Source organism: Duganella kummerowiae, from assembly GCF_053572355.1.
The window spans coordinates 226,179-249,442 of record NZ_JBKFEH010000009.1; the positions used below are offsets into that span (position 1 = coordinate 226,179).

A 23,264-nucleotide genomic window follows, 5' to 3' on the forward strand; every position below is an offset into this window, starting at 1 on the left:
TCAGAAACTGTAAGAGACTTGCACGGTGGCGCGGCGGTCCTCGCCGGCCGCCACCCAGGTCGGCTGGTAGGCGCTCGGATAATACGTGCGGTTGAACAGGTTGTCCATGTCCAGCGACAGCCGCAGGCGCCGCGTCGCCTGGTAGGACGAGACCAGTTTGGCCGTGGTGTAGGCCGGCAGCCGGAAGCTGCTGCTGACGGCCACGTCGCCATTGCGCGTGCCCACATAGTGCAGGCCGCCGCCCAGGCTGGCGCGCTTGCCGTCCACCTGCAGTTCGCGCACCAGCAGCAGGCTGGCGCCGTGGCGCGGCACATTGGCCAGGGCCGTGCCCGGCCTCAGTACGTTGTCGCGCACCACATGGGCGTCCGTGTACGCGTAGGACAGCGACAGCCGCAGGCGGCGCGCGACTTCGCCCGCCACATCCAGCTCCAGGCCCCGGCTGGCCACCTCGCCGGCCCCCAGCGAGTAATTGGTGTCGAGCGGGTTCAGGGTCAGCACGTTGCGTTTGCCGATGCGGTACAGGGCCAGGGTGCTGCTCCACTTGCCGTCCGCGCTGTCAGTCTTGACGCCAGCCTCCCAGGCCGTGCTGCGCTCGGCCGGGAAGGATTCGTTGTTGATGCCGATGCCGCTGTTGGGCCGGAACGAGCGTCCGGCCGACACGTACCAGGCCCACACCCGGTCCGGCTGGTACACCAGTCCGGCGCGCGGGCTGCTCACGTCCAACTGCTGATGGTTGGCCAGGCTGGCGCGGTTGCGGTTCACCACGGTCTGGCGGTAGCTGTCGCGCCGCAGGCCCAGCAGCGCCTTCCAGTGCGCACCGAGATCGACCTGGTCCTGGACATAGACGGCGGCCGACCACTGCTGCTCGCGGGTGTTAATGGAGGCGCCCAGCGCCGTGGGCGCCGCGCCGCCGTACAGCGGCGCCAGGATGTCGATGGCGTAGGGCGCGGCCGCGTTCGGGCTCTTGCGCAGCTGCAGGCGGTCGTCCAGGAAGCGGTAGCCGTCCACGCCGGCCAGCAGGTGGTGGCGCAGTGCGCCGGCGTTGATGCTGCCCACCAGCTCCAGCCGTCCCGACCAGTCCTGGGCCGAGAAGTCGCGGTAGCGGCGCTGGCGCCACAGGGTGCGGCCGTCGGCCTGCAGGGCCGAGGCTTCGGTGGAATAGCCGCGCATGGAACTGGCGCGGTAGGACAGCCCGCCCTGCAGGCTCCAGTCCTGCGCCAGGTCGTGCTGGATGAATAGTTGGTGGCCGGTGGAGCGCACCGTCATCGGACCGTCGCCCGGCTCGCCCAGGAAGCGCGTATTCGGCACCGCGCCCAGCACGCCGTTGACGGCCACCACGCCACGATCAAAAAAGGCGCGCTGGGCGGCGATCTCGCTCTCCAGCGATACCGTGGTGGCGTCCGACACCCGCCACAGCAGCGAGGGCGAGAGCAGGCTATGGCGCGACCACAGCGGCCCGCGCTGGCTGCCGCCCTGTTCATAGGCGCCGTTCAGGCGCCAGGCCAGCTGTTCGCCCGCAGGACCAGTGAGGTCTGCCGCGCTGCGCCGGCCCTGGTGGGTGGACAGGGACTGGCTGACACTGTAGGCCGGCTGGAACAGCGGCTTGCGGGTGGCGATGTTGATGATGCCGCCCGGCTCGCCCCGGCCATACAGGGCGGCGGCCGGACCCTTGAGGATTTCGATGCTGGCCGCGTTGGCGCTGTCGCGCTGGCCGTTGTAGCCGCGGCTGGAGCTGAAGCCGTTGACCAGGTAATCGGAGCCATAGTTGGGATCGCCGGCAAAGCCGCGCACGGCATAGCTGTCCCACACGCCGCCAAAATTGCTTTGCCTTGAAATGCCGCTGCCCAGGTCGAGCGCGTCGGCCAGGCGGGTGACGCCTGCATCGCGCAGCATGCCGGCGGTCAGCACGCGCGCGCTTTGCGGCAGGTCGCGCAAATCGGTTTCGGTCTTGGTGGCGGCGGTGGCCGACAGGCTGCGGTAGGGTTGGCGGCTGGCGGCGATTTCGACCACGTCATTGATGTCGTCGGCAGCCGCCACGCAGGGCAGGGCGGCCAGGCACAGGGCCAGCCGGGCGGGGATGGGGCGCATGGGATGTCCTTGTTAATGCAAGATAATTGCATTATAGGACTAAATGCAATTGAATTGCATTATGGGTGGCCGGCAAGGGCGGCCCTGCGCCGGAATTTTGTATAATGCGGGCTGCCTCAAACGCGTTTTGCTGCGCAGATTTGTATATACAACTTGAGAATTAGATAAGCTTTTTGTTGCATGGCAACATGGCCGCCGCGCCCCACCCCGGTGGTCCGCAAGTGCGCTGCCAGTGCGACATCGCGCCGTCCACCCCTGCCTGTAGCGTCCTGCCAGCCCATCCTCTCCAGCTTGTTTATTTGCTATCTCGATGTTGGAAAGCGGCAACTTTGTCGCGCCTTTTTTATTTTTTTCCTGCCGATGCGGCAAGTGCAGATCCCGCGCACAAGTAAGGTAGCACTTTCACTATGTTGGCTAAGTATCTAATTTCTCGAAAGATTTTTATTCTACGGGGCTTCAAGGAAGTTCGCTAAGTCCTTAATTTCATTAATAAAATCCCTGTTTTGATTGGCGCAAACCGCTTGACCGCCTATCGGGCTTACTCTAAAGTGGGGATCTGTGTGAAAAAGTGGCTTTTTGTGGGGTTTTTTGCCGGCTTAGCGGCGGCAGGAAGTGTCCAGGAAGCAACCGCTCACGCTCCGCTAACTCCACTGAGGTCTAAAAGGTACACCGTGTTTCAAGGCGCGTCCGCAATCACTCTTGATGCGAAGGGCAGGATGTCGATCCCGGCCAAGCATCGTGACGCGCTCGCGATCCAGTGCGAGGGCCGCCTCACCCTCACCAAGCATCCCGATGGCTGCGTGATGCTGTTTCCCCGTCCCGTGTGGGAATCCCACCGCCAGCAGATCGCCGCCTGGCCCATGCAGGCCCGCGCCTGGCAGCGCATCTTCCTCGGCAACGCCACCGACGTCGAACTCGACAGCGCGGGCCGCATCCTGATCTCGCCCGAGCTGCGCGCCTCGGTGGGACTGGAGCGCGAAGTCATGCTCATGGGCATGGGGTCGCATTTTGAAATCTGGGATGCCGCCAAGCTGGCCGCCAACGAGGCGGCCGCCATCGAGGCCGGCACTCCCGATGTACTCGCACATTTCTCTTTCTAAGGCGCTACCGTGACGACGACAACAACGATGCCGGAATTTCAGCATCGCACGGTGCTGCTAGATGAAGCGGTCGATGCGCTGCAATTGAGCGGCGCGCGCGCCGACGGCGTGGTGCTGGACGGTACCTTCGGCAGGGGCGGCCACAGCCGGCTGATCCTGTCGCGCCTGGGCCAGGGCGGGCGATTGATCGCCTTCGACAAGGATCCGCAAGCCATCGCCACCGCCGAAACCATCGCCGACCCGCGCTTTACCATCGTGCACGACAGCTTCGCCACCATGGGCCAGGCCCTGGCGGCGCGCGGCGTGGGCGCGGCCGACGCCATCCTGCTCGACCTGGGCATCTCCTCGCCCCAGGTGGACGACGCGGCGCGCGGCTTCAGTTTCCGCAACGACGGCCCGCTGGACATGCGCATGGATACCACGCGCGGCATCTCGGCGGCGCAGTGGCTCGCCACTGAAACCGAACAGACACTGGAAAAGGTCATCAAGGAATATGGGGAAGAACGGTTTGCTTTTCAGATTGCAAAGGCGATTGTTGCTCGCCGGGCAGTCGAGCCAATTTCAAGCACACGACAGCTTGCCGGCATCGTGGCAGGCGCGGTCAAGACTCGGGAAAAGGGCAAGGATCCGGCCACACGCACCTTTCAGGCTATCCGGATTTTCATCAATAAAGAGCTTGAAGACCTCGAGATCGGCCTGAACGCCGCCTTCGCGGCGCTGGCGCCGGGCGGCATCCTGGCCGTGATCAGCTTCCACTCGCTGGAAGACCGCATGGTCAAGCGCTTCCTGGCATCCAAGGCCAAGGTGGAGCAGCCCGACCGCCGCCTGCCCATCCGCGCCGTGGACCTGCCGCAGCCGGAACTCAAGCTGCTGGCCAAGGTCAAGCCGTCCGACGCCGAGGTGGACGCCAATCCGCGCGCCCGCTCGGCCGTGATGCGGGTGGCGCGCCGCCTGCCCATCCCCGCTGCGGAGGCGGCATGAGCGGCAAGATCAACCTGGTGCTGACCGTGCTGCTGGTGGGCTGCGGCCTGTCGCTGGTCAACGCCCAGTACCAGGCGCGCCATCTGTTCATCGAGCTGGAGCGGGCCCAGGCCCAGGCGCGCCAGCTCGACATCGAGTGGGCCCAGCTGCAGCTGGACCAGTCCACCCTGGGCAAGCACGCCCGCATCGAGCAGATCGCGCGCAATGACCTGAACATGACGCCGCTGACGGCGGCGCGTACCCAGTACCTGTCCCCGGAAGGCGACAAATAATGAGCCGCAGCGCCGCCCAAAGCTCGCGCGTGGCCGCCGCCCGTGGCGTGCCGTTCGCCAAAAGCCCTGTGCTGGCGGTGCGCCTGCCCACCTGGCGTTCGCGCGTGGTGCTGTTCGTGCTGTTTACCGCCTTTGCCGCGCTGGCGGCCAAGGCCGTGTGGCTGCAGGGCCTGACCACCCAGTTCCTGCAGAAGCAGGGCGAGATCCGCTATGCCCGCACCCTGGACCTGCCGGCCACGCGCGGCAAGATCACCGACCGCGACGGCCAGGTGCTGGCCTCCTCGGTGCCGGTCAAGGCCATCTGGGCCATCCCCGACGACGTGCAGGACGCGCCGCCGGAAAAGCTCAAGCAGCTGGCCAGGCTGCTGGAGATGAGCGACGCCGAGCTGCAGAAAAAGCTCGATTCCGACCGCGGCTTCGTCTACCTGAAACGCCAGGTCGAGCAGGACGTGGCGGACAAGATCATGAAGCTGGGCATAGACGGCGTCCAGACCCGCAAGGAATACAAGCGCTTCTACCCGCAAGGCGAGGTGGCCACCCACGTGGTGGGCTTCACCAACGTCGAGGACGTGGGCCAGGAAAGCATGGAGCTGGCGCAGCAGAAGACCCTGCAGGGCGTGCCCGGCAGCCGGCGCGTGATCAAGGACCGCCTGGGCCGCATCGTCGAGGATATCGAATCGGTGCGCGAGCCGCACGACGGCAAGGACCTGGTGCTGTCCATCGACAGCAAGATCCAGTACATCGCCTTCACCCAGGTGCGCGACGCAGTGGAGAAATTCCACGCCAAGGCCGGCGCCGCCGTGGTGCTGGACGTGCACACCGGCGAAGTGCTGGCGCTGGCCAACTGGCCCACCTACAACCCCAACGACCGCTCCAAGCTGACCGGCGAGCAGCTGCGCAACCGCGTCATGACCGACACCTTCGAGCCGGGCTCCTCGCTCAAGCCCTTCACGGTCGGCCTGGCGCTGGACACCAACCGGGTCAAGCCGCTGACCACCATCGACACCGGCAACGGCGCCATGGTGATTGCCGACCACGTGATCCACGACACCCACCCGCACTACCTGGCCACGGTGCAGGAAATCATCCAGAAATCGTCCAACATCGGCACCTCCAAGATCGCGCTCAGCATGCCGCCGCAGGAGATGTGGGAAATGTTCACCAAGGTCGGCTTCGGCCAGCAGCCCAAGTGGGGCTTCCCCGGCGCCGTGGCCGGCCGCGTGCGCCCCTACAAGTCATGGCGCCCTATCGAGCAGGCCAACATGAGCTTTGGCCAGGGCATCGCCGTATCGCTGATACAGCTGGCCCGTTCCTACATGATTTTCGCGCGCGATGGGGACATCATTCCGCTGTCGTTCCAGAAGCTGGACGAGGCCCCGCACGGCACCCAGGTGATCAGCCCCAAGACCGCGGCCGACATGCGCACCATGCTGGAAATGGTGACCCAGCCGGGCGGCTCGGCCGTCAAGGCCCAGGTGCCCGGCTACCGCGTGGGCGGGAAGACCGGCACCGCGCAGAAGTTCCTGAACGGCCGCTATTCGCAGACCAAGTACATCGGCAACTTCGTCGGCATGGCGCCGATGTCGAATCCGCGCTTCATCATCGCCGTCATGATCGACGAACCGGGCGGCCCGGTGCACGTGGGCGGCGACGTCGCCGGTCCGGTGTTCTCCGCGCTGGCCGCCAATGCGCTGCGCGCCAAGAACATCACGCCGGACGCCGACGTGACCCATATCATCATTCCTGAGAAATCCGAACAGGGGACCATGTGAGCAATAACTACCCATCCCCGCAAGCCGTGGCGCAGCATATCCGCCAGTTGGCCCCGGACGCCCAGCTGGCGTCCGACTCGCGCCGCATCCAGCCGGGCGACGTGTTTTTCGCCTATCCGGGCGACGCCGGCGACGGCCGCAACCACATCGAATCCGCCATTGCCCAGGGCGCGGCGGCCGTGGTGCTGGACCCGGCCGGCTATAGCTGGAACCCGGCCTGGAACGTGCCGCACATCGAGGTCGAACAGCTGCGCGCCGTGGCCGGCCCGATCTCGGCCGCCTTCTACCACCAGCCGGACGCCGCCATGTTTACCGTGGGCGTGACCGGCACCAACGGCAAGACCTCCAGCGCCGTGTGGCTGGGCCAGGCCCTGTCGCACGACAGCGAAACGGCCGGCGTGATCGGCACCCTGGGCGTGAGCCTGTTCCGCTCGCGCGGCGAGCCGGAATACGCCGTCACCGGCTACACCACGCCGGACGCGGTGCTGCTGTCGCGTAACCTGGCCGGGCTGCGCGACGATGGCGCCTCCTCGCTGGCGATCGAAGTGTCGTCCATCGGCCTGGAGCAGGGCCGCGTGGCCGGCATGCATTTCGACGTGGCCCTGTTTACCAACCTGACCCGCGACCACCTCGACTACCACGGCGACATGGCCGCCTACGAGGCCGCCAAGACCAAATTGTTCGACTGGCCCGGCCTGAAGACGGCCGTGATCAACCTGGACGACCCGGCAGGCCTGCGCATCCTGGCGCACACCCAGCGGCGCGCGCAGACGGGGGCCGGCGCGCTGTCGGGTGATATTCCGCTGATCGGCTACACCCTGCGCGACAGCGCGGCCCAGCCGGAGATTCCCGGCGTGCTGGTGCTGCGCGCCAGCCAGCTGCGCAGCGGCCGCAACGGCGGCACCGAATTCCACCTGGAGTCGGCGCTGGGCTCGCTCAACGTCAAGACCCGGCTGGTGGGCCACTTCAACATCAGCAATGCCTTGGGCGTGCTGGGCGCGCTGCTGGCCAAGGGCCTGGCCCTGCGCCCGGCCGTGGACGCCATCGAGGACCTGGAGCCGGCGCCGGGCCGCATGCAGCAGATCGGCGGCCAGGAAGCGCCCATGGTGGTGATCGACTACGCCCACACCCCGGACGCGCTGGAAAAAACCCTGGCCGCGCTGCGCCCGGTGGCGCAGGACCGCGGCGGCCAGCTGTGGTGCGTGTTCGGCTGCGGCGGCGACCGCGATCCGGGCAAGCGCCCGCTGATGGGCAAGGCCGCGCAGGCGGCCGACCACGTGCTGGTCACCAGCGACAATCCGCGCAGCGAGGAACCGCATGCCATCATCGAGCAGATCGTGGCCGGCATGGATCTCCAGCATCCCGGCTCGGTGGTGCAGACCCTGGACGACCGCGCGGCCGCCATCCTGTCCGCCATCAAGCACGCCGCCAAGGCCGATGTGATCCTGCTGGCCGGCAAGGGCCATGAAGCCTACCAGGAAATCAAGGGCCGCAAGATGCCGTTCTCGGACGCCGACCACGCCCAGCTGGCGCTGTCGGCCCGTTTGACCATGATGAGGCCGAATTGATGCGCGCCAGCCTGTCACAAATCGTGGCCGCCATTCCGGGCGCCACGCTGGTGAACGCCGGCGGCGCCGAGCTGTTTACGGGCGTGTCCACCGACAGCCGCACCGTGGGCCGCGACGCCCTGTTCGTGGCTCTGGTGGGCGAGACCTTCGACGCCCACGACTTCCTGCCGCAAGTGGCGCAGCAGGGCGTGGCGGCCGTGGTGGCGCAGCGCCTGCCGGACGGCTGGACCCTGCCCGCCATCGTGGTGCCGGACACGCTGGCGGCCCTGGGCCGCATCGGCCACTACTGGCGCAGCCAGTTCGACATCCCCGTGATCGGCGTCACCGGCAGCAACGGCAAGACCACGGTCAAGGAAATGATCGCCGCCATCCTGGCTGCCGCCTATGGCGAGGAAGACCGTCTGGCCACGCGCGGCAACCTGAATAACGAGATCGGCGTGCCGCTCACCCTGTTCCGCCTGTTGCCGCACCACAGCGCCGCCGTGGTGGAGATGGGCATGAACCACCCGGGCGAGATCGCGCGCCTGGCCGCCATTGCCGAACCCACCGTGGCCATGGTCAACAACGCCCAGCGCGAGCACCAGGAATTCATGCATACGGTGGAAGCGGTGGCGCGCGAAAATGGCGCCGTGCTGGCCGCGCTGCCGGCCGATGGCGTGGCCGTGTTCCCGCATGGCGACGAATACACGCCGGTGTGGGAAGAACTGGCCGGCGCGCGCCGCCGGCTGCGCTTTGGCTTGAGCAAGGAGGCGGAAGTGAGCTGCACTTTCCGCGCCGGCGATTTCGAAAGCGAGATCTTCGTCACCCTGCGTGACCCGGCGGCGGCGCCGGACGCCGAGCCGCAGCAGTTCTTCATCCGTCTGCAGGCGGCCGGCGAACACAATGTGCGCAACGCGCTGGCGGCGGCGGCCTGCACCTGGGCCGCCGGCGTGCCGCTGCACGCCATCAAGCTGGGACTGGACAGCTTCGTGCCGGTCAGCGGCCGCCTGCAGCGCAAGCAGGCCGCCAACGGCGCGCTGCTGATCGATGACAGCTACAACGCCAACCCGGACTCGGTGCGCGCCGCCATCGACGTGCTGGCCAAGGCGCCATCGCCGCGCGTCCTGGTGCTGGGCGACATGGGCGAAGTGGGGAGCCAGGGGCGCGAGTTCCACCAGGAGATAGGCGCGTACGCGCACAGCAAGGGCATCGAACAGGTGCTGGTCACCGGCGAGCTGGCCGCCCACATGCAGGGGCAGGGCGCGGCCATCCGCCATTTTGAACAATTCGGCGATTTGCTGTCCGCAGTCGATGCGGCGGTAACGCCAGTAGCAACCGTCTTAATCAAGGGCTCCCGTTTCATGAAGATGGAACGGGTCGTGCAGCATTTGATTGGTTCGCAACAAGCTAACAAGGAACACCACTAATCATGCTGCTTTGGCTTGCACAATTTTTCCAACAAGACGTAGGCCCGCTGCGGGTCTTCAACTTCATTACTTTCCGCGCCGTGTTCGCCACCATTACGGCGCTGGCCATAGGCCTGTTGGCCGGTCCGGCCGTGATACGCAAGCTGACCGCCATGAAGTACGGCCAGGCCGTGCGTACCGACGGTCCGCAAACCCACTTGAAAAAACACGGCACCCCGACCATGGGCGGCGTGCTGCTCCTGATTTCCATCGGCGTGTCCACCCTGCTGTGGTGCGACCTGTCCAACCGTTTGATCTGGCCGGTGCTGATCGTCACCATCGGCTTCGGGCTGGTGGGCTGGGTGGACGACTACCGCAAGGTGGTGTACCAGGACCCGGAAGGCATGCGCTCGCGCGAAAAATACTTCTGGCAGTCGCTGGTCGGCATCGCCGCCGCGCTGTACCTGGCGTTCTCGGTGTCGGCGCCCAACGCCACCAAGGTGTTCGAGCTGTTCTTCGCCTGGGTGCAGTCCGGCTTCTCCATGGACCTGCCGCCCAAGGCCGACCTGATCGTCCCCTTCTTCAAGACCGTCAGCTATCCGCTGGGCGTGTGGGGCTTCATCGCGCTGACCTACTGCGTCATCGTCGGCACCAGCAACGCCGTCAATTTCACCGACGGCCTGGACGGCCTGGCCATCATGCCCACCATCCTGGTCGGCGCGGCCCTGGGCCTGTTCGCCTACCTGACCGGCAGCGCCACCTATTCGCGCTACCTGTTCATCCCGCACATCCCCGGCGCGGGCGAACTGATCATCTTCACCGGCGCGCTGGCCGGCGCCGGCCTGGCCTTCCTGTGGTTTAACACCCACCCGGCCCAGGTCTTCATGGGTGATGTCGGCGCGCTGGCGCTGGGCGGCGCGCTGGGCACCATTGCCGTCATCGTGCGCCAGGAAATCGTGCTGTTCATCATGGGCGGCATCTTCGTGGCGGAGACCGTGTCGGTGATCATCCAGGTGGGCTGGTTCAAGTACACCAAGAAGCGCTACGGCGTCGGCCGCCGCGTGTTCCTGATGGCGCCGCTGCACCACCACTTTGAACAAAAAGGCTGGAAAGAGACCCAGGTCGTCGTGCGCTTCTGGATCATCACGATGATGCTGGTGCTGGTTGGTTTGTCTACCCTGAAACTGCGCTGATGAACTACGAAGGCAAAAACGCACTGGTGCTGGGGCTGGGGGAATCCGGCCTGGCGATGGCGCTCTGGCTGGCCCGCGGCGGCGCGCGCGTGCGCGTGGCCGATACCCGCGCCACGCCGGAGCGCCTGCCGGCGCTGCAGGCCGCCGTGCCCGATGCCGGCTTCGTGGCGGGCGCCTTCAACGCTGCGCTGCTGGACGGCGTGGACTTCGTGGCCGTCAGCCCCGGCCTGGCGCCCAACCGCGAACTGGCGGAGATCACCCCGGCCGCCGCCCAGCGCAACATCCCCGTATGGGGCGAGATCGAGCTGTTTGCCCAGGCCCTGGATGGACTCAAGGCCGAACGCGGCTACGCGCCCAGGGTCATCGCCATCACCGGCACCAACGGCAAGACCACCGTCACCACCCTGACCGGCCAGCTGTGCGAACGCGCCGGCAAGACGGTGCGGGTGGCCGGCAATATCAGCCCGGCCGCGCTGGACGTGCTGCGCGAGGTGCTGGATGCGCCGCAGGATAGTGTGGCCGGTTTGCCTGACGTTTGGGTGCTGGAGCTGTCCAGCTTCCAGCTGCACACCACCTACACCCTGGAGCCCCACGCGGCCACGGTGCTGAACGTGACCCAGGACCACCTGGACTGGCACGGCGACATGCCATCCTACGCGGCCGCCAAGCACCGCATCTTCGCGGCCGACACCGTGCGTGTCCTCAACCGCGACGACGGCACCGTGATGCGCATGGCCAGCGCCACCGGCCGCAACGTCAGCTTCGGCGTCGATGCGCCGGCGCGTGTGGGTGACTTCGGCCTGAACAGCGAACGCGGCGTGCTGTGGCTGGCCACCGCCATTGCCGACGAGGATGAGGAACCGAAGAAGCGCCGCAAGAACGAGCCGGCGCCGGAACAGCAGGCCATCGTCAAGAACCTGATGCCGGCCGACGCGCTGCAGATCCGCGGCGTGCACAACGCCGCCAACGCGCTGGCCGCGCTGGCCCTGTGCCGCGCCATAGACCTGCCGCTGGCGCCGCTGCTGCACGGCCTGCGCGAGTATCGCGGCCAGCCGCACCGGGTCGAGCTGGTGGGCGCCATCAACGATGTCGAATACTACGACGACAGCAAGGGCACCAACGTGGGCGCCACCGTGGCCGCGCTGACCGGCCTGGGCCAGGCCTTCACGGGCGCCAGCCAGCGCCTGGTGGTGATACTGGGCGGCGACGGCAAGGGCCAGGACTTCGCGCCGCTGGCCGCGCCGGTGGCGCGCCACGTGCGCGCCGTGCTGCTGATCGGCCGAGACGCCCCGGCCATCCGCGCCGCCTTGTCGGCCACTGGCGTGCTGCTGGAGGACTGCGGGACCGACCTGCCGCTGGCCGTCCGCCGCGCCGCCGCCCTGGCCCAGGCCGGCGACGCCGTGCTGCTGTCGCCGGCCTGCGCCAGCCTGGACATGTTCAAGAACTATGCGCAGCGCGCCCAGGTATTCATCGATACCGTGCGCGAGATCGCGCTCGACCATGGACAGGAGCTGTAATGGCCTTGCAGCTGCCCTTCCTGTTCTCCGGCAAAGCGGCGTCGCCCACGGTGGACAGCCGCGCGCGCCAGTCCAAGATGATGGAATACGACCAGCCCCTGGTCTGGGTCACGCTGCTGCTGATGCTGTTCGGAATGGTGATGGTGTATTCGGCCTCGATCTCGCTGCCGGATTCGCCCAAGTACCTGAACTATGTGCGCTGGCAGAATACCTACTTCCTGCAGCGCCAGGCCATGTTCATCGCGGTCTCGCTGCTGGTGGGGCTGTTCGTGTTCCGCATCCGCGTGGCCGACCTGCAGAAGGCGGCGCCCTACCTGTTCATCGCCACCCTGGTGATGCTGGTGCTGGTGCTGGTTCCCGGCCTCGGTTCCGTGGTCAACGGCGGGCGCCGCTGGCTGTCGCTGGTGGTGATCAAGATACAGCCGTCCGAGCTGATGAAGGTGGTGGCGGTGCTGTACGCGGCCGACTACACGGTGCGCAAGCAGCAGTACATGCACAAGCTGACCAAGGGCTTCATGCCGATGGCGGCGGCGGTCGGCTTTGTCGGCCTGCTGCTGCTGCTGGAGCCCGACCTGGGCGCCTTTGGCGTGATCGTCTGCATCGCCATGGGCATCCTGTTCCTGGGCGGTATCAACGCGATCTGGTTCGGCGGCATAGGCGCCGTGCTGGTGACCATCTTCGTGTCCATCATCGCCCTGTCCAAGTTCCGCCGCGAGCGCTACTTCGCCTACCTCAATCCGTGGGAGGAAGACAATGCGCTCAACAAGGCCTACCAGCTGACCCACTCGCTGATCGCCTTCGGCCGCGGCGAGCTGTTTGGCGTGGGCCTGGGCGGCAGCGTGGAAAAGCTGCACTACCTGCCGGAGGCGCACACCGACTTCCTGCTGGCCGTGATCGGCGAGGAACTGGGCCTGGCGGGCGTGCTGGTGGTGATCGGCATGTTCTACTGGATCGTCAAGCGCGCCTTCGACATCGGCCGCCAGGCCATTGCCATCGACCAGACCTTCGCCGGCCTGACCGCCAAGGGCATAGGCATCTGGATCGGGGTGCAAACCTTTATCAACATGGGCGTGAACCTGGGGCTGCTGCCGACCAAGGGCCTGACCCTGCCGCTGATGAGCTATGGCGGCACGGGCGTTGTGATTAACTGCGTCGGACTCGCGATCCTGCTCCGGATCGACTACGAGAACCGGGTCCTGATGCGTGGTGGCAGACTATGAAACGATTGATGATCATGGCCGCCGGCACCGGCGGCCACATCTTCCCCGGCCTGGCGATTGCGCACACCATGCGCGCGCGCGGCTGGGAAGTGAGCTGGGTCGGTACCTCGGCCGGCATGGAACAGGAACTGGTGCCCAGGCACGGCATCGCCATGGACAGCATCGACTTCACCGGCATGCGCGGCAAGGGCTTGAAGCACAGCCTGGCCGGCGCCATCAAGATGGTGGGCGCCTTCGCGGCCTGCTTCGGCTTCATCGGCCGCCGCAAGCCGGACGTGGTGCTGGGCATGGGCGGCTATGTGTGCGTGCCGGGCGGCCTGATGGCGCGCCTGCGCAAGACGCCGCTGGTGCTGGTCAACGCCGACGCGGCCCTGCTGCTGTCCAACAAGACCCTGGCGCCGTTCGCGGACAAGGTATGCTTCGGCTTCCCGGCCGACTTTGGCGCGGCCGCCGGCAAGGCGGTGGTGACCGGCAATCCGGTGCGCCAGGAGATCCTGGACATGGCTGCGCCGGCCGAGCGCTTTGCCGGCCGCCAGGGCGCGCTGCGCATCCTGGTGGTGGGCGGCAGCCTGGGCGCCAAGGCCTTGAACGACAGCCTGCCGGCCGCGCTGGCGCTGATCCCCGAGGCCGAGCGTCCGCTGGTGACCCACCAGTCGGGCAAGAAGAATATCGCCGCCCTGCATGCGGCTTACCAGCAGGCCGGGGTGCAAGCCAATGTGGTGGACTTCATCGACGACATGGCGCGCGCCTACAGCGAGGCCGACCTGGTGATCTGCCGCGCCGGCGCCATTACCGTGTCCGAGCTGACGGCGGCCGGGGTGGCCAGCGTGCTGGTGCCTTTCGTGGCCTCCACCACCAGCCACCAGCGCGACAACGCGCAATGGATGGCGGCCCAGAAGGCCTCCCTGCACGTGCCGCAGGCCGAGCTGAACCCGCAAGCCGTGGCCGCCCTGCTGCAAAAGCTGAGCCGCGAGGACTGCCTGGCCATGGCCGTGGCCGCGCGCGCGGTCGGCAAGCGCGACGCCAACGCCGCCATCGCACAAGTATTGGAACAACTCTCATGAAACACAAAGTACAGAACATCCATTTCGTCGGCATAGGCGGCAGCGGCATGAGCGGCATCGCCGAGGTGCTGGTCAACCTGGGCTATACCGTGTCCGGCTCCGACCTGGGCAGCAACGCCGTGACCCAGCGCCTGGCCGAACTGGGCGCCACCGTGTACCAGGGCCACGCGGCCGAGAACATCGGCCAGGCCGACGCCGTGGTCACCTCCACCGCCGTGCAGCAGGACAATCCGGAAGTGGTGGCGGCCCGCGCGCGCAAGATCCCCATCGTGCCGCGCGCCGTGATGCTGGGCGAACTGATGCGCCTCAAGCGCGGCATCGCCATTGCCGGCACCCACGGCAAGACCACCACCACCAGCCTGGTGGCCTCGGTGCTGGCGCAGGGCGGCCTGGATCCCACCTTCGTGATCGGCGGCCGCCTGACCAGCGCCGGCGCCAACGCCAAGCTGGGCGGCGGCGACTACCTGGTGGCCGAGGCCGACGAGTCGGACGCTTCCTTCCTGAACCTGGCGCCCATGATCGAGGTCATCACCAACATCGACGCCGATCACATGGAGACCTACGAGCACGACTTCGAAAAGCTCAAGCAGGCCTTCGTGCACTTCACCCACCGGCTGCCGTTCTACGGCCGCGCCATGCTGTGCATAGACGATCCGCACGTGCGCGCCATCCTGCCGCAGGTGACCAAGCCGGTCACCACCTACGGCTTTGCCGAGGATGCCGAAGTGCGCGCCGTGAACGCGCGCGCCGAAGGCACGCAAATGCTCTTCACCGTCCTGCAGGAAGGCTATCCCGACCTGGACGTGGTGCTCAACCAGCCGGGCCTGCACAATGTGCAGAACGCCTGCTCGGCGATTGCCATCGCGCGCGAGATCAACATCCCGGACAGCGCCACCCAGGCCGGCCTGGCCGGCTTTGCCGGCGTGGGCCGCCGCTTCACCAAATACGGCGAGGTCGCCATCCCCAGCGGTGGAACATTTACCCTGGTGGACGACTTCGGCCATCACCCGCTGGAAATGGAAGTGACCATGGCCGCCGCGCGCGCCGCCTATCCGGGCCGGCGCCTGGTGCTGGCCTTCCAGCCGCACCGCTACAGCCGCACGCGCGACCTGTTCGAGGACTTCGTCAAGGTGCTGGGCACGCCGGACGTGCTGGTGCTGGGCGAGGTGTACGCGGCCGGCGAGGCGCCGGTGGTGGCGGCCGATGGCCGCGCGCTGGCGCATGCGCTGCGCGCACGCGGCAAGACGGAACCGATATTCGTGGAGGCGATCGGCGACATGCCGGAAACCATCATGGGCGTGGTGCGCGACGGCGACGTCGTGATGACCATGGGCGCAGGCTCGATCAGCGGCGTCCCGGCCAAACTGACTAACTATCCCAAGGTCTGAGATGAAACCCCTTACTCCCGCTGAAGCACAGGCATTCGGCAAGGTCGGCGTGCTGTACGGCGGCTCGTCCGCCGAGCGCGAAGTATCCAATATGTCCGGCGCCGGCGTGCTGCAAGCCCTGCGCGCCAAGGGCATAGCCGCGCACGCCTTCGATCCGGCCCAGCGCTCGCTGGCCGAGCTGGCCGCCGAAAAATTCGACCGCGTTTTCATCGCGCTGCACGGCCGCCTGGGCGAGGATGGCAGCCTGCAGGGCGCGCTGGAACTGCTGGGTATCCCCTACACCGGCAGCGGCGTGGCCGCCAGCGCGGTCGGCATGGACAAGATCACCACCAAGATCGTGTGGCTGGCGGCCGGCCTGCCGACCCCGCGCTACGCCGTGCTGGACGCGCAATCCGACCTGGCCGGCGTGGCGGCCGACCTGGGCTTGCCGCTGATCGTCAAGCCGCCGCACGAGGGCTCGACCATAGGCATCACCAAGGTCACGGCCTTGGACGGCTTCCAGGCCGCCTACGACACCGCCGCCGCCCTGGACGATGCGGTGCTGGCAGAGGAATTCGTCAGCGGCCGTGAATTCACGGTGGCCGTCCTGGGCAGCGGCGCCGCTGCACGCGCCCTGCCGGTGGTGGAGATCGTGGCCCCGGAAGGCAATTACGACTACCAGAACAAGTACTTCACCGACGACACCCAGTACCACTGCCCGGCCGCGCTGCCGGATGAAGTGACGGCCGAGATGCAGCGCCTGGCCGTGCTGGCCTACCGCGCCATCGGCTGCGAGGGCTGGGGCCGGGTCGACTTCCTGCTGCGCGAACGCGACCAGAAGCTGTTCCTGCTGGAGGTGAACACCTCGCCCGGCATGACCGGCCATTCGCTGGTGCCGATGGCGGCGCGCGCGCTGGGCATCAGCTATGAAGACCTGTGCGTGGAAATCCTGCGCGGCGCGCGCCTGAAACTGGCGAAGAAGGGATAAGGACCGTATGTGGCATGACGCCAAAGCCTTGAACGCCACCGCCAGCGGCCTGTTCGCGCTGTCGGTGCTGGCTTGCGCGGCTGCCGGCGTGTGGTGGCTGGCCCAGCGTCCCATGTTCAACCTGCGCACCATCCGCGTGGAGAGCATGGACCGCGAGGACTTGCGCCATGTGAGCGAACTGACCCTGCGTAACAACGCGCTGGGCCGCATCAAGGGCAACTTCTTCACGGCCAACCTGGACAACGTGCGGCAAGCCTTCGAGTCCGTGCCCTGGGTGCGGCGCGCCACCGTGCGGCGCGAGTGGCCCGACCAGCTGATCATCACGCTGGAGGAGCACGAGGCGCTGGGCACCTGGGGCGAGGATGGCCGCCTGCTGTCGACCAAGGGCGACGTGTTTACCGCCAACCTGGCCGAGGCCGAGGAAGACCACACGCTGCCGGAATTCGACGGGCCGGACGGCAGCGAGAAGGAAGTGCTGTCGCGCTACGACGAGCTGCGCACCTGGTTCGCGCCGCTCAAGCTGGTGCCGCAGGCGCTGTCGCTGTCGGGCCGCTACGCCTGGACCGTCAAGCTGGACAACGGTATGAGCGTGGAGCTGGGCCGCGAGCAGACCGCCACCACCCTGAAGGAAAGGGTGGACCGCCTGCTCAGCATTTATCCGCAGCTGGTGACGCATTTGCAGAACATCGAGACCATCGACATGCGCTACCAGAACGGCCTGGCCCTGAGCGCGGCAGGCTTGAAGATCCCGGCCGAAGGCGCGAAACCGAAGTCGCTGGTAAAAAAACAAACGGGCGCGAGCCCCATCAAGCACACACAGTAGGGTAGGCGAAAGACATGACAAAAGACGCGAAAAACCTGATCGTCGGCCTCGACATCGGCACCTCCAAGGTGGTGGCGGTGGTGGCCGAAGTGATGTCCGACGGGCGCCACGAGGTGATCGGGCTGGGCCAGCATGAATCCAAGGGCCTGAAGAAAGGCGTGGTGGTCAACATCGAAGCCACCGTCGAGTCCATCCAGCGCGCGCTGGAGGAAGCCGAGCTGATGGCCGACTGCAAGATCCGCAATGTCTACGCCGGCATCGCGGGCAGCCATATCCGCAGCTTCAATTCCAGCGGCATGGTGGCCATCAAGGACAAGGAAGTGACGGCCACCGACGTGGCGCGCGTCATCGAAACGGCGAAAGCGGTTAACATCCCGACCGACCAGCAATTGCTGCACACGGTGCCGCAGGAATTCATCGTCGACAGCCAGGAAGATGTGCGCGAACCGATCGGTATGAGCGGGATCCGCCTGGAAGTGAAAGTGCACATCGTGACCGGCGCCGTGTCGGCGGTGCAGAACATCGTCAAGTGCGTGCGCCGCTGCGGGCTGGAAGTGTCGGACCTGATCCTGCAGCCCATGGCCTCGGCCGACGCGGTGCTGACCCCGGATGAGAAGGAACTGGGCGTGGTGCTGATCGATATCGGCGGCGGCACGACGGACGTGGCGGTGTTCTCGGACGGCGCCATCCGCCACACGGCCGTGATCCCGATCGCGGGCGACCAGATCACCAACGACATCGCCATGGCGCTGCGCACCCCGACCACCGAGGCCGAGGAAATCAAGATCCGCTACGGCGTGGCCAAGCAGGTGCTGGCCGATCCGGGCGAGTCGCTGGAAGTGCCGGGCCTGGGCGACCGCGGCCCGCGCAACCTGTCGCGCCAGGCGCTGGCCGCCGTGGTCGAGCCGCGTGTCGAGGAGCTGTTCGCCATGGTGCACCAGGTGGTGCGCGAATCGGGTTACGAAGGCGTGCTGTCGTCCGGCATCGTGCTCACCGGCGGCACCTCCATCATGCCCGGCATGGTGGAGATGGCCGAGGATATCTTTTTGAAGCCGGCGCGCCTGGGCACGCCGGACTACCGTGGCCAGCTGGCCGACGTGGTGCGCAGCCCGCGCTACGCCACCGTGCTGGGCCTGTTGTTGGAAGCGAAAAAGCAGTACCTGCGTGGGCATATCGTGACGCGCCAGGATGGGTCGGTCAAGGCAGTGTGGCAGCGCATGAAGGAATGGTTCCTGGGTAACTTCTAGGCCGGGCAGGGGAAGAATTTTATACATCAATGTAATCAACCGCGGTTTTCAATCCCCAGTTCTCCTACCGATATGAGGACTGGCGCTTGAAAACGGCATACTGATAGGGAGCAAATCATGGAGTTCGATATGGTCGATAACGCAGCTTTGGGTACCGTGATCAAGGTCGTCGGGGTAGGCGGTGCTGGTGGCAACGCGGTGCAGCACATGATCAACAAGGGCATGTCCGGCGTGGAGTTCATCGCCGCCAACACCGATGCCCAGGCCCTGTCCGCGTCCAAGGCCCACAACATCATCCAGATCGGCGAAACCGGGCTGGGCGCCGGCATGAAGCCGGACGTGGGCCGCAAGCTGGCCGAGGAATCGCGCGCCCGCATCGAGGATGCGCTGCGCGGCGCCCACATGGTGTTCATCGCGGCCGGCATGGGCGGCGGCACCGGCACCGGCGCCGCTCCCATCGTGGCCGAAGTGGCCAAGAACCTGGGCGCGCTGACCGTGGCCGTGGTGTCCAAGCCGTTCTCGCACGAAGGCCAGAAGTGCATGGACATCGCCGACGAGGGCCTGGAGCAGCTGTCGGCCAACGTCGATTCGCTGATCGTGATCCTGAACGAGAAGCTGGAAGAGATCTACGAGGACGAGTCGCTGATCGAGTGGCTGCAGCACGCCGACGATGTGCTGAATAATGCTGTGGCGGGCATTGCCGAGATCATCAACGTGCCGGGCCACATCAACGTCGACTTCAACGACGTCAAGACCATCATGGGCGAGCAGGGCAAGGCCATGATGGGCACCGCCACCGCGTCCGGCATCGACCGCGCCCGCATCGCGGCCGAGCAGGCCGTGGCCTCGCCGCTGCTGGACGGCGTCGACCTGTCCGGTGCGCGCGGCGTGCTGGTCAACGTGACCGCCTCGCGCAGCCTGAAGGGCAAGGAAATCAAGGAAGTCATGGCCGCCGTGCGCGCCTTTGCCGCACCGGACGCGTCCATCGCCCAGGGCATCGCCTACGACGACGAGATGGGCGATTCCATCCGCGTGACCGTGGTCGCCACCGGCCTGGGCAAGGCCAAGAAGCACGTGCAGCTGGTGCCGCAGCAAATGCTGCGTACTGGTACCCACAATGGTCCGCTGATGCCCTCGGCATCGATGGGCGGCGCGGCCGCTTCCGTGTCCATGGGCGCTACCGGCGGCCTGGGCGGCGGCGCGGCGCAAGCCTTCGACGGCATGAAGGCGCCGGCCGTGTGGCGTCGCGAGACCGCTTCCGAGCAGGTGCGCGCCATGGAAAAGAACGGCATGGAGACTTACGACATTCCCGCCTTCCTGCGCAAGCAGGCCGACTAGAGCCCGCTCAAAAAGACCGTGGCGTCGTTGCGGCGCCTCGCCGTGCAGTCGCACTGCCTTCGGCGCCGCGCCTAGCCACGCTCATTTTGAAGCGCGCTCTGGCCAGTCGGCACAAACCCGCCGCTTCAGGCATACTGTGTAAGATGCCTGGGGCGCGACCGCGCTCCGGCGCGGTTTTTTTTCATCCGTTCTTTATCCATACACAAGGAGTCATGATGACCATTAAAATTGGCGACACCCTGCCGGAAGGCAGCCTGTCCGAGTTCATCGAAGTCGAAACCGAAGGCTGCAGCCTGGGCCCGAACACCTTCAAGGTGCAGGACCTGGTCAAGGGCAAGAAGATCGCCATCTTCGGCCTGCCGGGCGCCTACACCCCGACCTGCTCGGCCAAGCACGTGCCGGGCTATGTGGAACACGCGGCCGAGTTCAAGGCCAAGGGTGTGGATGAGATCTGGTGCATCTCGGTCAACGACGCCTTCGTGATGGGCGCCTGGGGCCGCGACCAGAAAGCCACCGGCGTGGTGCGCATGTTCGCCGACGGCAATGCCGACTACAGCAAGGCGCTGGGCCTGGATGCCGACTTCAGCAAATTCGGCATGGGCACCCGCTCGCAGCGCTATTCCATGCTGGTGGAAGACGGCGTGGTCAAGCAGCTCAACGTCGAGCAGGGCGGCAAGTTCGAAGTCTCGAACGCCGAAACGCTGCTGGGCCAGCTGTAAGCAAAAACAAACGGCGCCGCGGCGCCGTTTTGTTTTATGTCGAGGCCTGTCATGAAAAATACCGTTACGCTGGATGAGCTGCGCGCGCTGCTGGTCAACGATACGCCGCCTGCCGCCACGATACATTTTGACGGCGCCGCCTATGCGGTGCTGTTACAGGGCAGGGGCGATGCCATGTCCTTGATCTCCGGGCAGGGCGAGACGCTGCGATTTTCCCATCCCACGGAGGCTGATATGCTACTCAGGCAATACGGAGTGCAAGACGTTCAGGAATCGTATGATGCCTGGTTCGCGCGCAAGGTCCACAGCGCGCTCGATGGCCTGGCCGACGGCAGCAATCCAGTTATCCCGGAAGACGAGTGGGCACGCCTGGTCGCAGCAAAGAAGGCTGAACGCGATGCGTCATGAAGCGCGTGCTGAGAACGGCCACTTATCTGGCCGAACTGCAGGCGATAGCCGCCCATGTCGCGCGCTTCAGCCCCCGCGCGGCCGCTGAGCTTTGGCTGCACATAGACAGCCAGGTGGGCAAACTGGCCGATCCGAATTTTCCTCGCAGGACGGGCAGGGTGCCCGGCACGATAGAGCTGGCTGCGCACCGCAACTATATCGTCGTCCTGCGCGAGGATCAGGTAACGGTGACTGCCTTGCCCGTGCTTCACGCCCGGCGTAAGTATCCCTGATCAGGCCGTCAGCTCGGCCAGCGCCGCCACCAAGTGGCCGCATTCGGCGTCGGTGCCGATCGAGATGCGCAGGAACTGGTCGATGCGCGGCGCCTTGAAGTGGCGTACCAGGATGGCGCGCTCGCGCAGCGCGGCCGCCAGCCGGGCGCCGTCGTGGCGCGGGTGGCGGGCGAACACGAAGTTGGCTTTCGACGGCAGCACGTCAAACCCCAGGCTTTTCAGTTCCAGCGCCAGGCGCTCGCGCGTGGCGACGATGGCGTCGCGGGTGCGCTCGAAGTAGGCGCGGTCTTCGATGGCCGCCACCGCGCCGGCCAGCGCCACCTGACCCAGCGGGTAGCAGTTGAAGCTGTTCTTGACCCGCTCCAGGCCGGCGATCAGGTCGGCATGGCCGAGCGCGAAGCCGACCCGCAGCCCCGCCAGCGAGCGCGATTTGGAAAAGGTCTGTATCACCAGCAGGTTATCGTAGCGGTCGACCAGCGTGGCCGCGCTCTCGGCGCCAAAATCCACATAGGCTTCGTCCACCACCACCACCTGTTCCGGATGCGCGCGCAGCAGCGCTTCGATGCGCTCCAGTGGCAGGGCGTGGCCGGTCGGCGCGTTCGGATTGGCCAGGATGATGGCGCCGCAGGGCTGGTCGTAATCCTCCACATCGATCTCGAAGGCGTCGTTGAGCGGCACCGTGCGGTGATCAATGCCGTACAGGCTGCAGTAGGTCGGGTAAAAGCTGTAGCTGATGTCCGGCGACAGCAGCGGCAGTTCATGCTTGAGCAGGGCCTGGAAGGTATGGGCCAGCACCTCGTCCGAGCTGTTGCCGACGAAGACTTGTTCGCGGCGCAGGCCGTGCAGTTGCGCCAGGGCGTCCTTGAGCGCGGTCCCGTTCGGGTCGGGATACTTGCGCAGGGTGTCGCCGGCGGCCTGGCGCATGGCTGCCACTGCCATGGGCGAGGGGCCGTACGGATTTTCGTTGGTGTTCAGTTTGATCAGGTTGGGGATCTGCACCTGTTCGCCCGGGGTGTAGGGGGTCAGGCTGTGGACGACGGGACTCCAGTAACGGCTCATTGCTAGGCTCTTGCGGTGGTTGGCGTACGGCCTGCCATGATACCGCGAATCGGCCCGTCGCCCCAGGGACGGGCCGCCGCGCGGCGGGCTTACGGTTGCAGGATATCCTCGGCAGCCGCCTCGAACAGGGTGGAGTCGATGGTGAAGGAGCCGTCCGGCTGCACGCGGAAGTAGCGCTGTGCTTCCTCCGGCGCGCTGTCCCACAGGCTGAGTATGGCCGCCACCCGCCCGGGCGGGGTGCGCATGCGCGCCACCCAGTCGCCGAACACCATCTCCAGCTTCCAGCTGCCGCGCTGGACGTGGTACAAGCCGGCCTGGGCCAGCATGGCGCACCATTCGGACGGGCGGTAGTCGCGTACATGCGAGCCGTCGCGCAGCAGCTCCACCGCTTGCAGCGTGGTGTCGTACAGCGGCTGTTCCGGCGCGGTGATGTCGATGATGTAGCAGCGGCCGCCTGGCGCCAGCACGCGCCGCACCTCGTTCAGGGCGGCCGGCACGTCCAGCCAGTGGTGGGCGGAAAAGCGCGTCACCACCATGTCGAAGCTGGCGCCGGCAAAGGGCAGGGCGGCGGCGTTGCCCTGGCGGGTCTCAATGTTGGCCAGGCCGCGCTCGCGCGCGGCTGCGGCCACCACGTCCAGCATGGGCTGGACCAGGTCGTAGGCCACCACGCTGGCGGCGGCCGGCGCCACGGCGAAACTGGCGTGGCCGGCGCCGCAGCCCAGGTCCAGCACGCGCGGCCGGCCCAGCGCGGCGGCGGCCTCTTTCAAGCGCGCCAGGTCGGCCCCTTGCGCATGCACGGCGCTGCTCAGGTAGGCGCTGGCGGTGTTGCCGAATTGTTGTGCGACGACGGCTTGCTGCTGCATGGTGTTCTCCTTGTTGGGCT

Annotated in this window: 21 protein-coding genes; 18 read left to right on the plus strand and 3 right to left on the minus strand. The window is 66.6% G+C overall.

Annotation, left to right across the window (positions count from 1 at the left end; translation table 11 throughout):
* Positions 1 to 2,088 carry a TonB-dependent siderophore receptor gene (locus ACLB1G_RS12175; RefSeq protein ID WP_491627472.1) on the minus strand — a complete coding sequence of 696 codons (2,088 nt, stop codon included), beginning with the start codon at positions 2,086 to 2,088 and terminating at the stop codon, positions 1 to 3.
* A gap of 671 nt (positions 2,089 to 2,759) precedes the next feature.
* On the opposite strand from ACLB1G_RS12175, the gene mraZ reads away from it, so the two are divergent.
* From mraZ to ACLB1G_RS12265, 18 genes are all read left to right on the plus strand, one after another.
* Entirely contained in the window at positions 2,760 to 3,188 is a 429-nt protein-coding gene (mraZ, locus tag ACLB1G_RS12180) for a division/cell wall cluster transcriptional repressor MraZ (RefSeq protein WP_491627759.1), read from the plus strand.
* A 27-nt stretch (positions 3,189 to 3,215) separates the two neighbouring features.
* Positions 3,216 to 4,169 carry a 16S rRNA (cytosine(1402)-N(4))-methyltransferase RsmH gene (gene rsmH, locus ACLB1G_RS12185; protein ID WP_491627473.1) on the plus strand — a complete coding sequence of 318 codons (954 nt, stop codon included), beginning with the start codon at positions 3,216 to 3,218 and terminating at the stop codon, positions 4,167 to 4,169.
* Positions 4,166 to 4,441 (plus strand): cell division protein FtsL, encoded by a 276-nt coding sequence (ftsL, locus tag ACLB1G_RS12190; RefSeq protein WP_491627474.1) that lies wholly within the window; start codon positions 4,166 to 4,168, stop codon positions 4,439 to 4,441. Before rsmH ends, ftsL begins: the two co-directional genes overlap by 4 nt.
* Positions 4,441 to 6,213, plus strand: coding sequence for a peptidoglycan D,D-transpeptidase FtsI family protein (locus tag ACLB1G_RS12195; protein ID WP_491627475.1), 1,773 nt, complete (start codon positions 4,441 to 4,443; stop codon positions 6,211 to 6,213). The genes ftsL and ACLB1G_RS12195 overlap by 1 nt, the downstream gene beginning before the upstream one ends.
* A complete protein-coding gene (locus tag ACLB1G_RS12200; RefSeq protein ID WP_491627476.1) occupies positions 6,210 to 7,781 on the plus strand; it encodes a UDP-N-acetylmuramoyl-L-alanyl-D-glutamate--2,6-diaminopimelate ligase in 1,572 nt (523 codons plus the stop codon). Before ACLB1G_RS12195 ends, ACLB1G_RS12200 begins: the two co-directional genes overlap by 4 nt.
* The gene (locus ACLB1G_RS12205; RefSeq protein ID WP_491627477.1) at positions 7,781 to 9,187 is read left to right on the plus strand and encodes a UDP-N-acetylmuramoyl-tripeptide--D-alanyl-D-alanine ligase; all 1,407 of its coding nucleotides are present in this window, start codon (positions 7,781 to 7,783) and stop codon (positions 9,185 to 9,187) included. Before ACLB1G_RS12200 ends, ACLB1G_RS12205 begins: the two co-directional genes overlap by 1 nt.
* 2 nt (positions 9,188 to 9,189) lie before the next feature.
* Complete coding sequence (gene mraY, locus ACLB1G_RS12210; protein ID WP_491627478.1) at positions 9,190 to 10,359, plus strand: phospho-N-acetylmuramoyl-pentapeptide-transferase; 1,170 nt, start codon at positions 9,190 to 9,192, stop codon at positions 10,357 to 10,359.
* Positions 10,359 to 11,876, plus strand: coding sequence for a UDP-N-acetylmuramoyl-L-alanine--D-glutamate ligase (gene murD / locus ACLB1G_RS12215; protein ID WP_491627479.1), 1,518 nt, complete (start codon positions 10,359 to 10,361; stop codon positions 11,874 to 11,876). Before mraY ends, murD begins: the two co-directional genes overlap by 1 nt.
* A complete protein-coding gene (gene ftsW / locus ACLB1G_RS12220) occupies positions 11,876 to 13,096 on the plus strand; it encodes a putative lipid II flippase FtsW (RefSeq protein WP_491627480.1) in 1,221 nt (406 codons plus the stop codon). Before murD ends, ftsW begins: the two co-directional genes overlap by 1 nt.
* Positions 13,093 to 14,160, plus strand: coding sequence for an undecaprenyldiphospho-muramoylpentapeptide beta-N-acetylglucosaminyltransferase (gene murG / locus ACLB1G_RS12225; RefSeq protein ID WP_491627481.1), 1,068 nt, complete (start codon positions 13,093 to 13,095; stop codon positions 14,158 to 14,160). Before ftsW ends, murG begins: the two co-directional genes overlap by 4 nt.
* Positions 14,157 to 15,548, plus strand: a complete 1,392-nt coding sequence (gene murC, locus ACLB1G_RS12230) for a UDP-N-acetylmuramate--L-alanine ligase (protein ID WP_491627482.1) — start codon at positions 14,157 to 14,159, stop codon at positions 15,546 to 15,548. Before murG ends, murC begins: the two co-directional genes overlap by 4 nt.
* Before the next feature lies 1 nt (position 15,549).
* Positions 15,550 to 16,515 (plus strand): D-alanine--D-alanine ligase, encoded by a 966-nt coding sequence (locus tag ACLB1G_RS12235; RefSeq protein WP_491627483.1) that lies wholly within the window; start codon positions 15,550 to 15,552, stop codon positions 16,513 to 16,515.
* Positions 16,516 to 16,522: 7 nt separating this feature from the next.
* The gene (locus ACLB1G_RS12240; protein ID WP_491627484.1) at positions 16,523 to 17,338 is read left to right on the plus strand and encodes a cell division protein FtsQ/DivIB; all 816 of its coding nucleotides are present in this window, start codon (positions 16,523 to 16,525) and stop codon (positions 17,336 to 17,338) included.
* A gap of 14 nt (positions 17,339 to 17,352) precedes the next feature.
* Positions 17,353 to 18,585 (plus strand): cell division protein FtsA, encoded by a 1,233-nt coding sequence (ftsA, locus tag ACLB1G_RS12245; RefSeq protein ID WP_491627485.1) that lies wholly within the window; start codon positions 17,353 to 17,355, stop codon positions 18,583 to 18,585.
* Positions 18,586 to 18,702: 117 nt separating this feature from the next.
* Positions 18,703 to 19,923 carry a cell division protein FtsZ gene (gene ftsZ, locus ACLB1G_RS12250; protein WP_491627486.1) on the plus strand — a complete coding sequence of 407 codons (1,221 nt, stop codon included), beginning with the start codon at positions 18,703 to 18,705 and terminating at the stop codon, positions 19,921 to 19,923.
* Between the two features lie 215 nt (positions 19,924 to 20,138).
* On the plus strand, positions 20,139 to 20,642 hold the full coding sequence (locus tag ACLB1G_RS12255) for a peroxiredoxin (RefSeq protein ID WP_491627760.1): 504 nt from the start codon (positions 20,139 to 20,141) through the stop codon (positions 20,640 to 20,642).
* Positions 20,643 to 20,693: 51 nt separating this feature from the next.
* Positions 20,694 to 21,050: a hypothetical protein gene (locus tag ACLB1G_RS12260; protein ID WP_491627487.1), complete on the plus strand. Its 357-nt coding sequence runs from the start codon at positions 20,694 to 20,696 to the stop codon at positions 21,048 to 21,050.
* Positions 21,047 to 21,322, plus strand: coding sequence for a type II toxin-antitoxin system RelE/ParE family toxin (locus ACLB1G_RS12265; protein WP_491627488.1), 276 nt, complete (start codon positions 21,047 to 21,049; stop codon positions 21,320 to 21,322). The genes ACLB1G_RS12260 and ACLB1G_RS12265 overlap by 4 nt, the downstream gene beginning before the upstream one ends.
* Here the strand turns inward: ACLB1G_RS12265 and hisC are convergent, their stop codons facing one another.
* Together hisC and ACLB1G_RS12275 are read right to left on the minus strand one after the other, a co-directional pair.
* Complete coding sequence (gene hisC / locus ACLB1G_RS12270) at positions 21,323 to 22,381, minus strand: histidinol-phosphate transaminase (RefSeq protein WP_491627489.1); 1,059 nt, start codon at positions 22,379 to 22,381, stop codon at positions 21,323 to 21,325.
* An 89-nt stretch (positions 22,382 to 22,470) separates the two neighbouring features.
* Positions 22,471 to 23,244, minus strand: coding sequence for a class I SAM-dependent methyltransferase (locus ACLB1G_RS12275; RefSeq protein ID WP_491627490.1), 774 nt, complete (start codon positions 23,242 to 23,244; stop codon positions 22,471 to 22,473).
* Positions 23,245 to 23,264 lie beyond the last annotated feature (20 nt).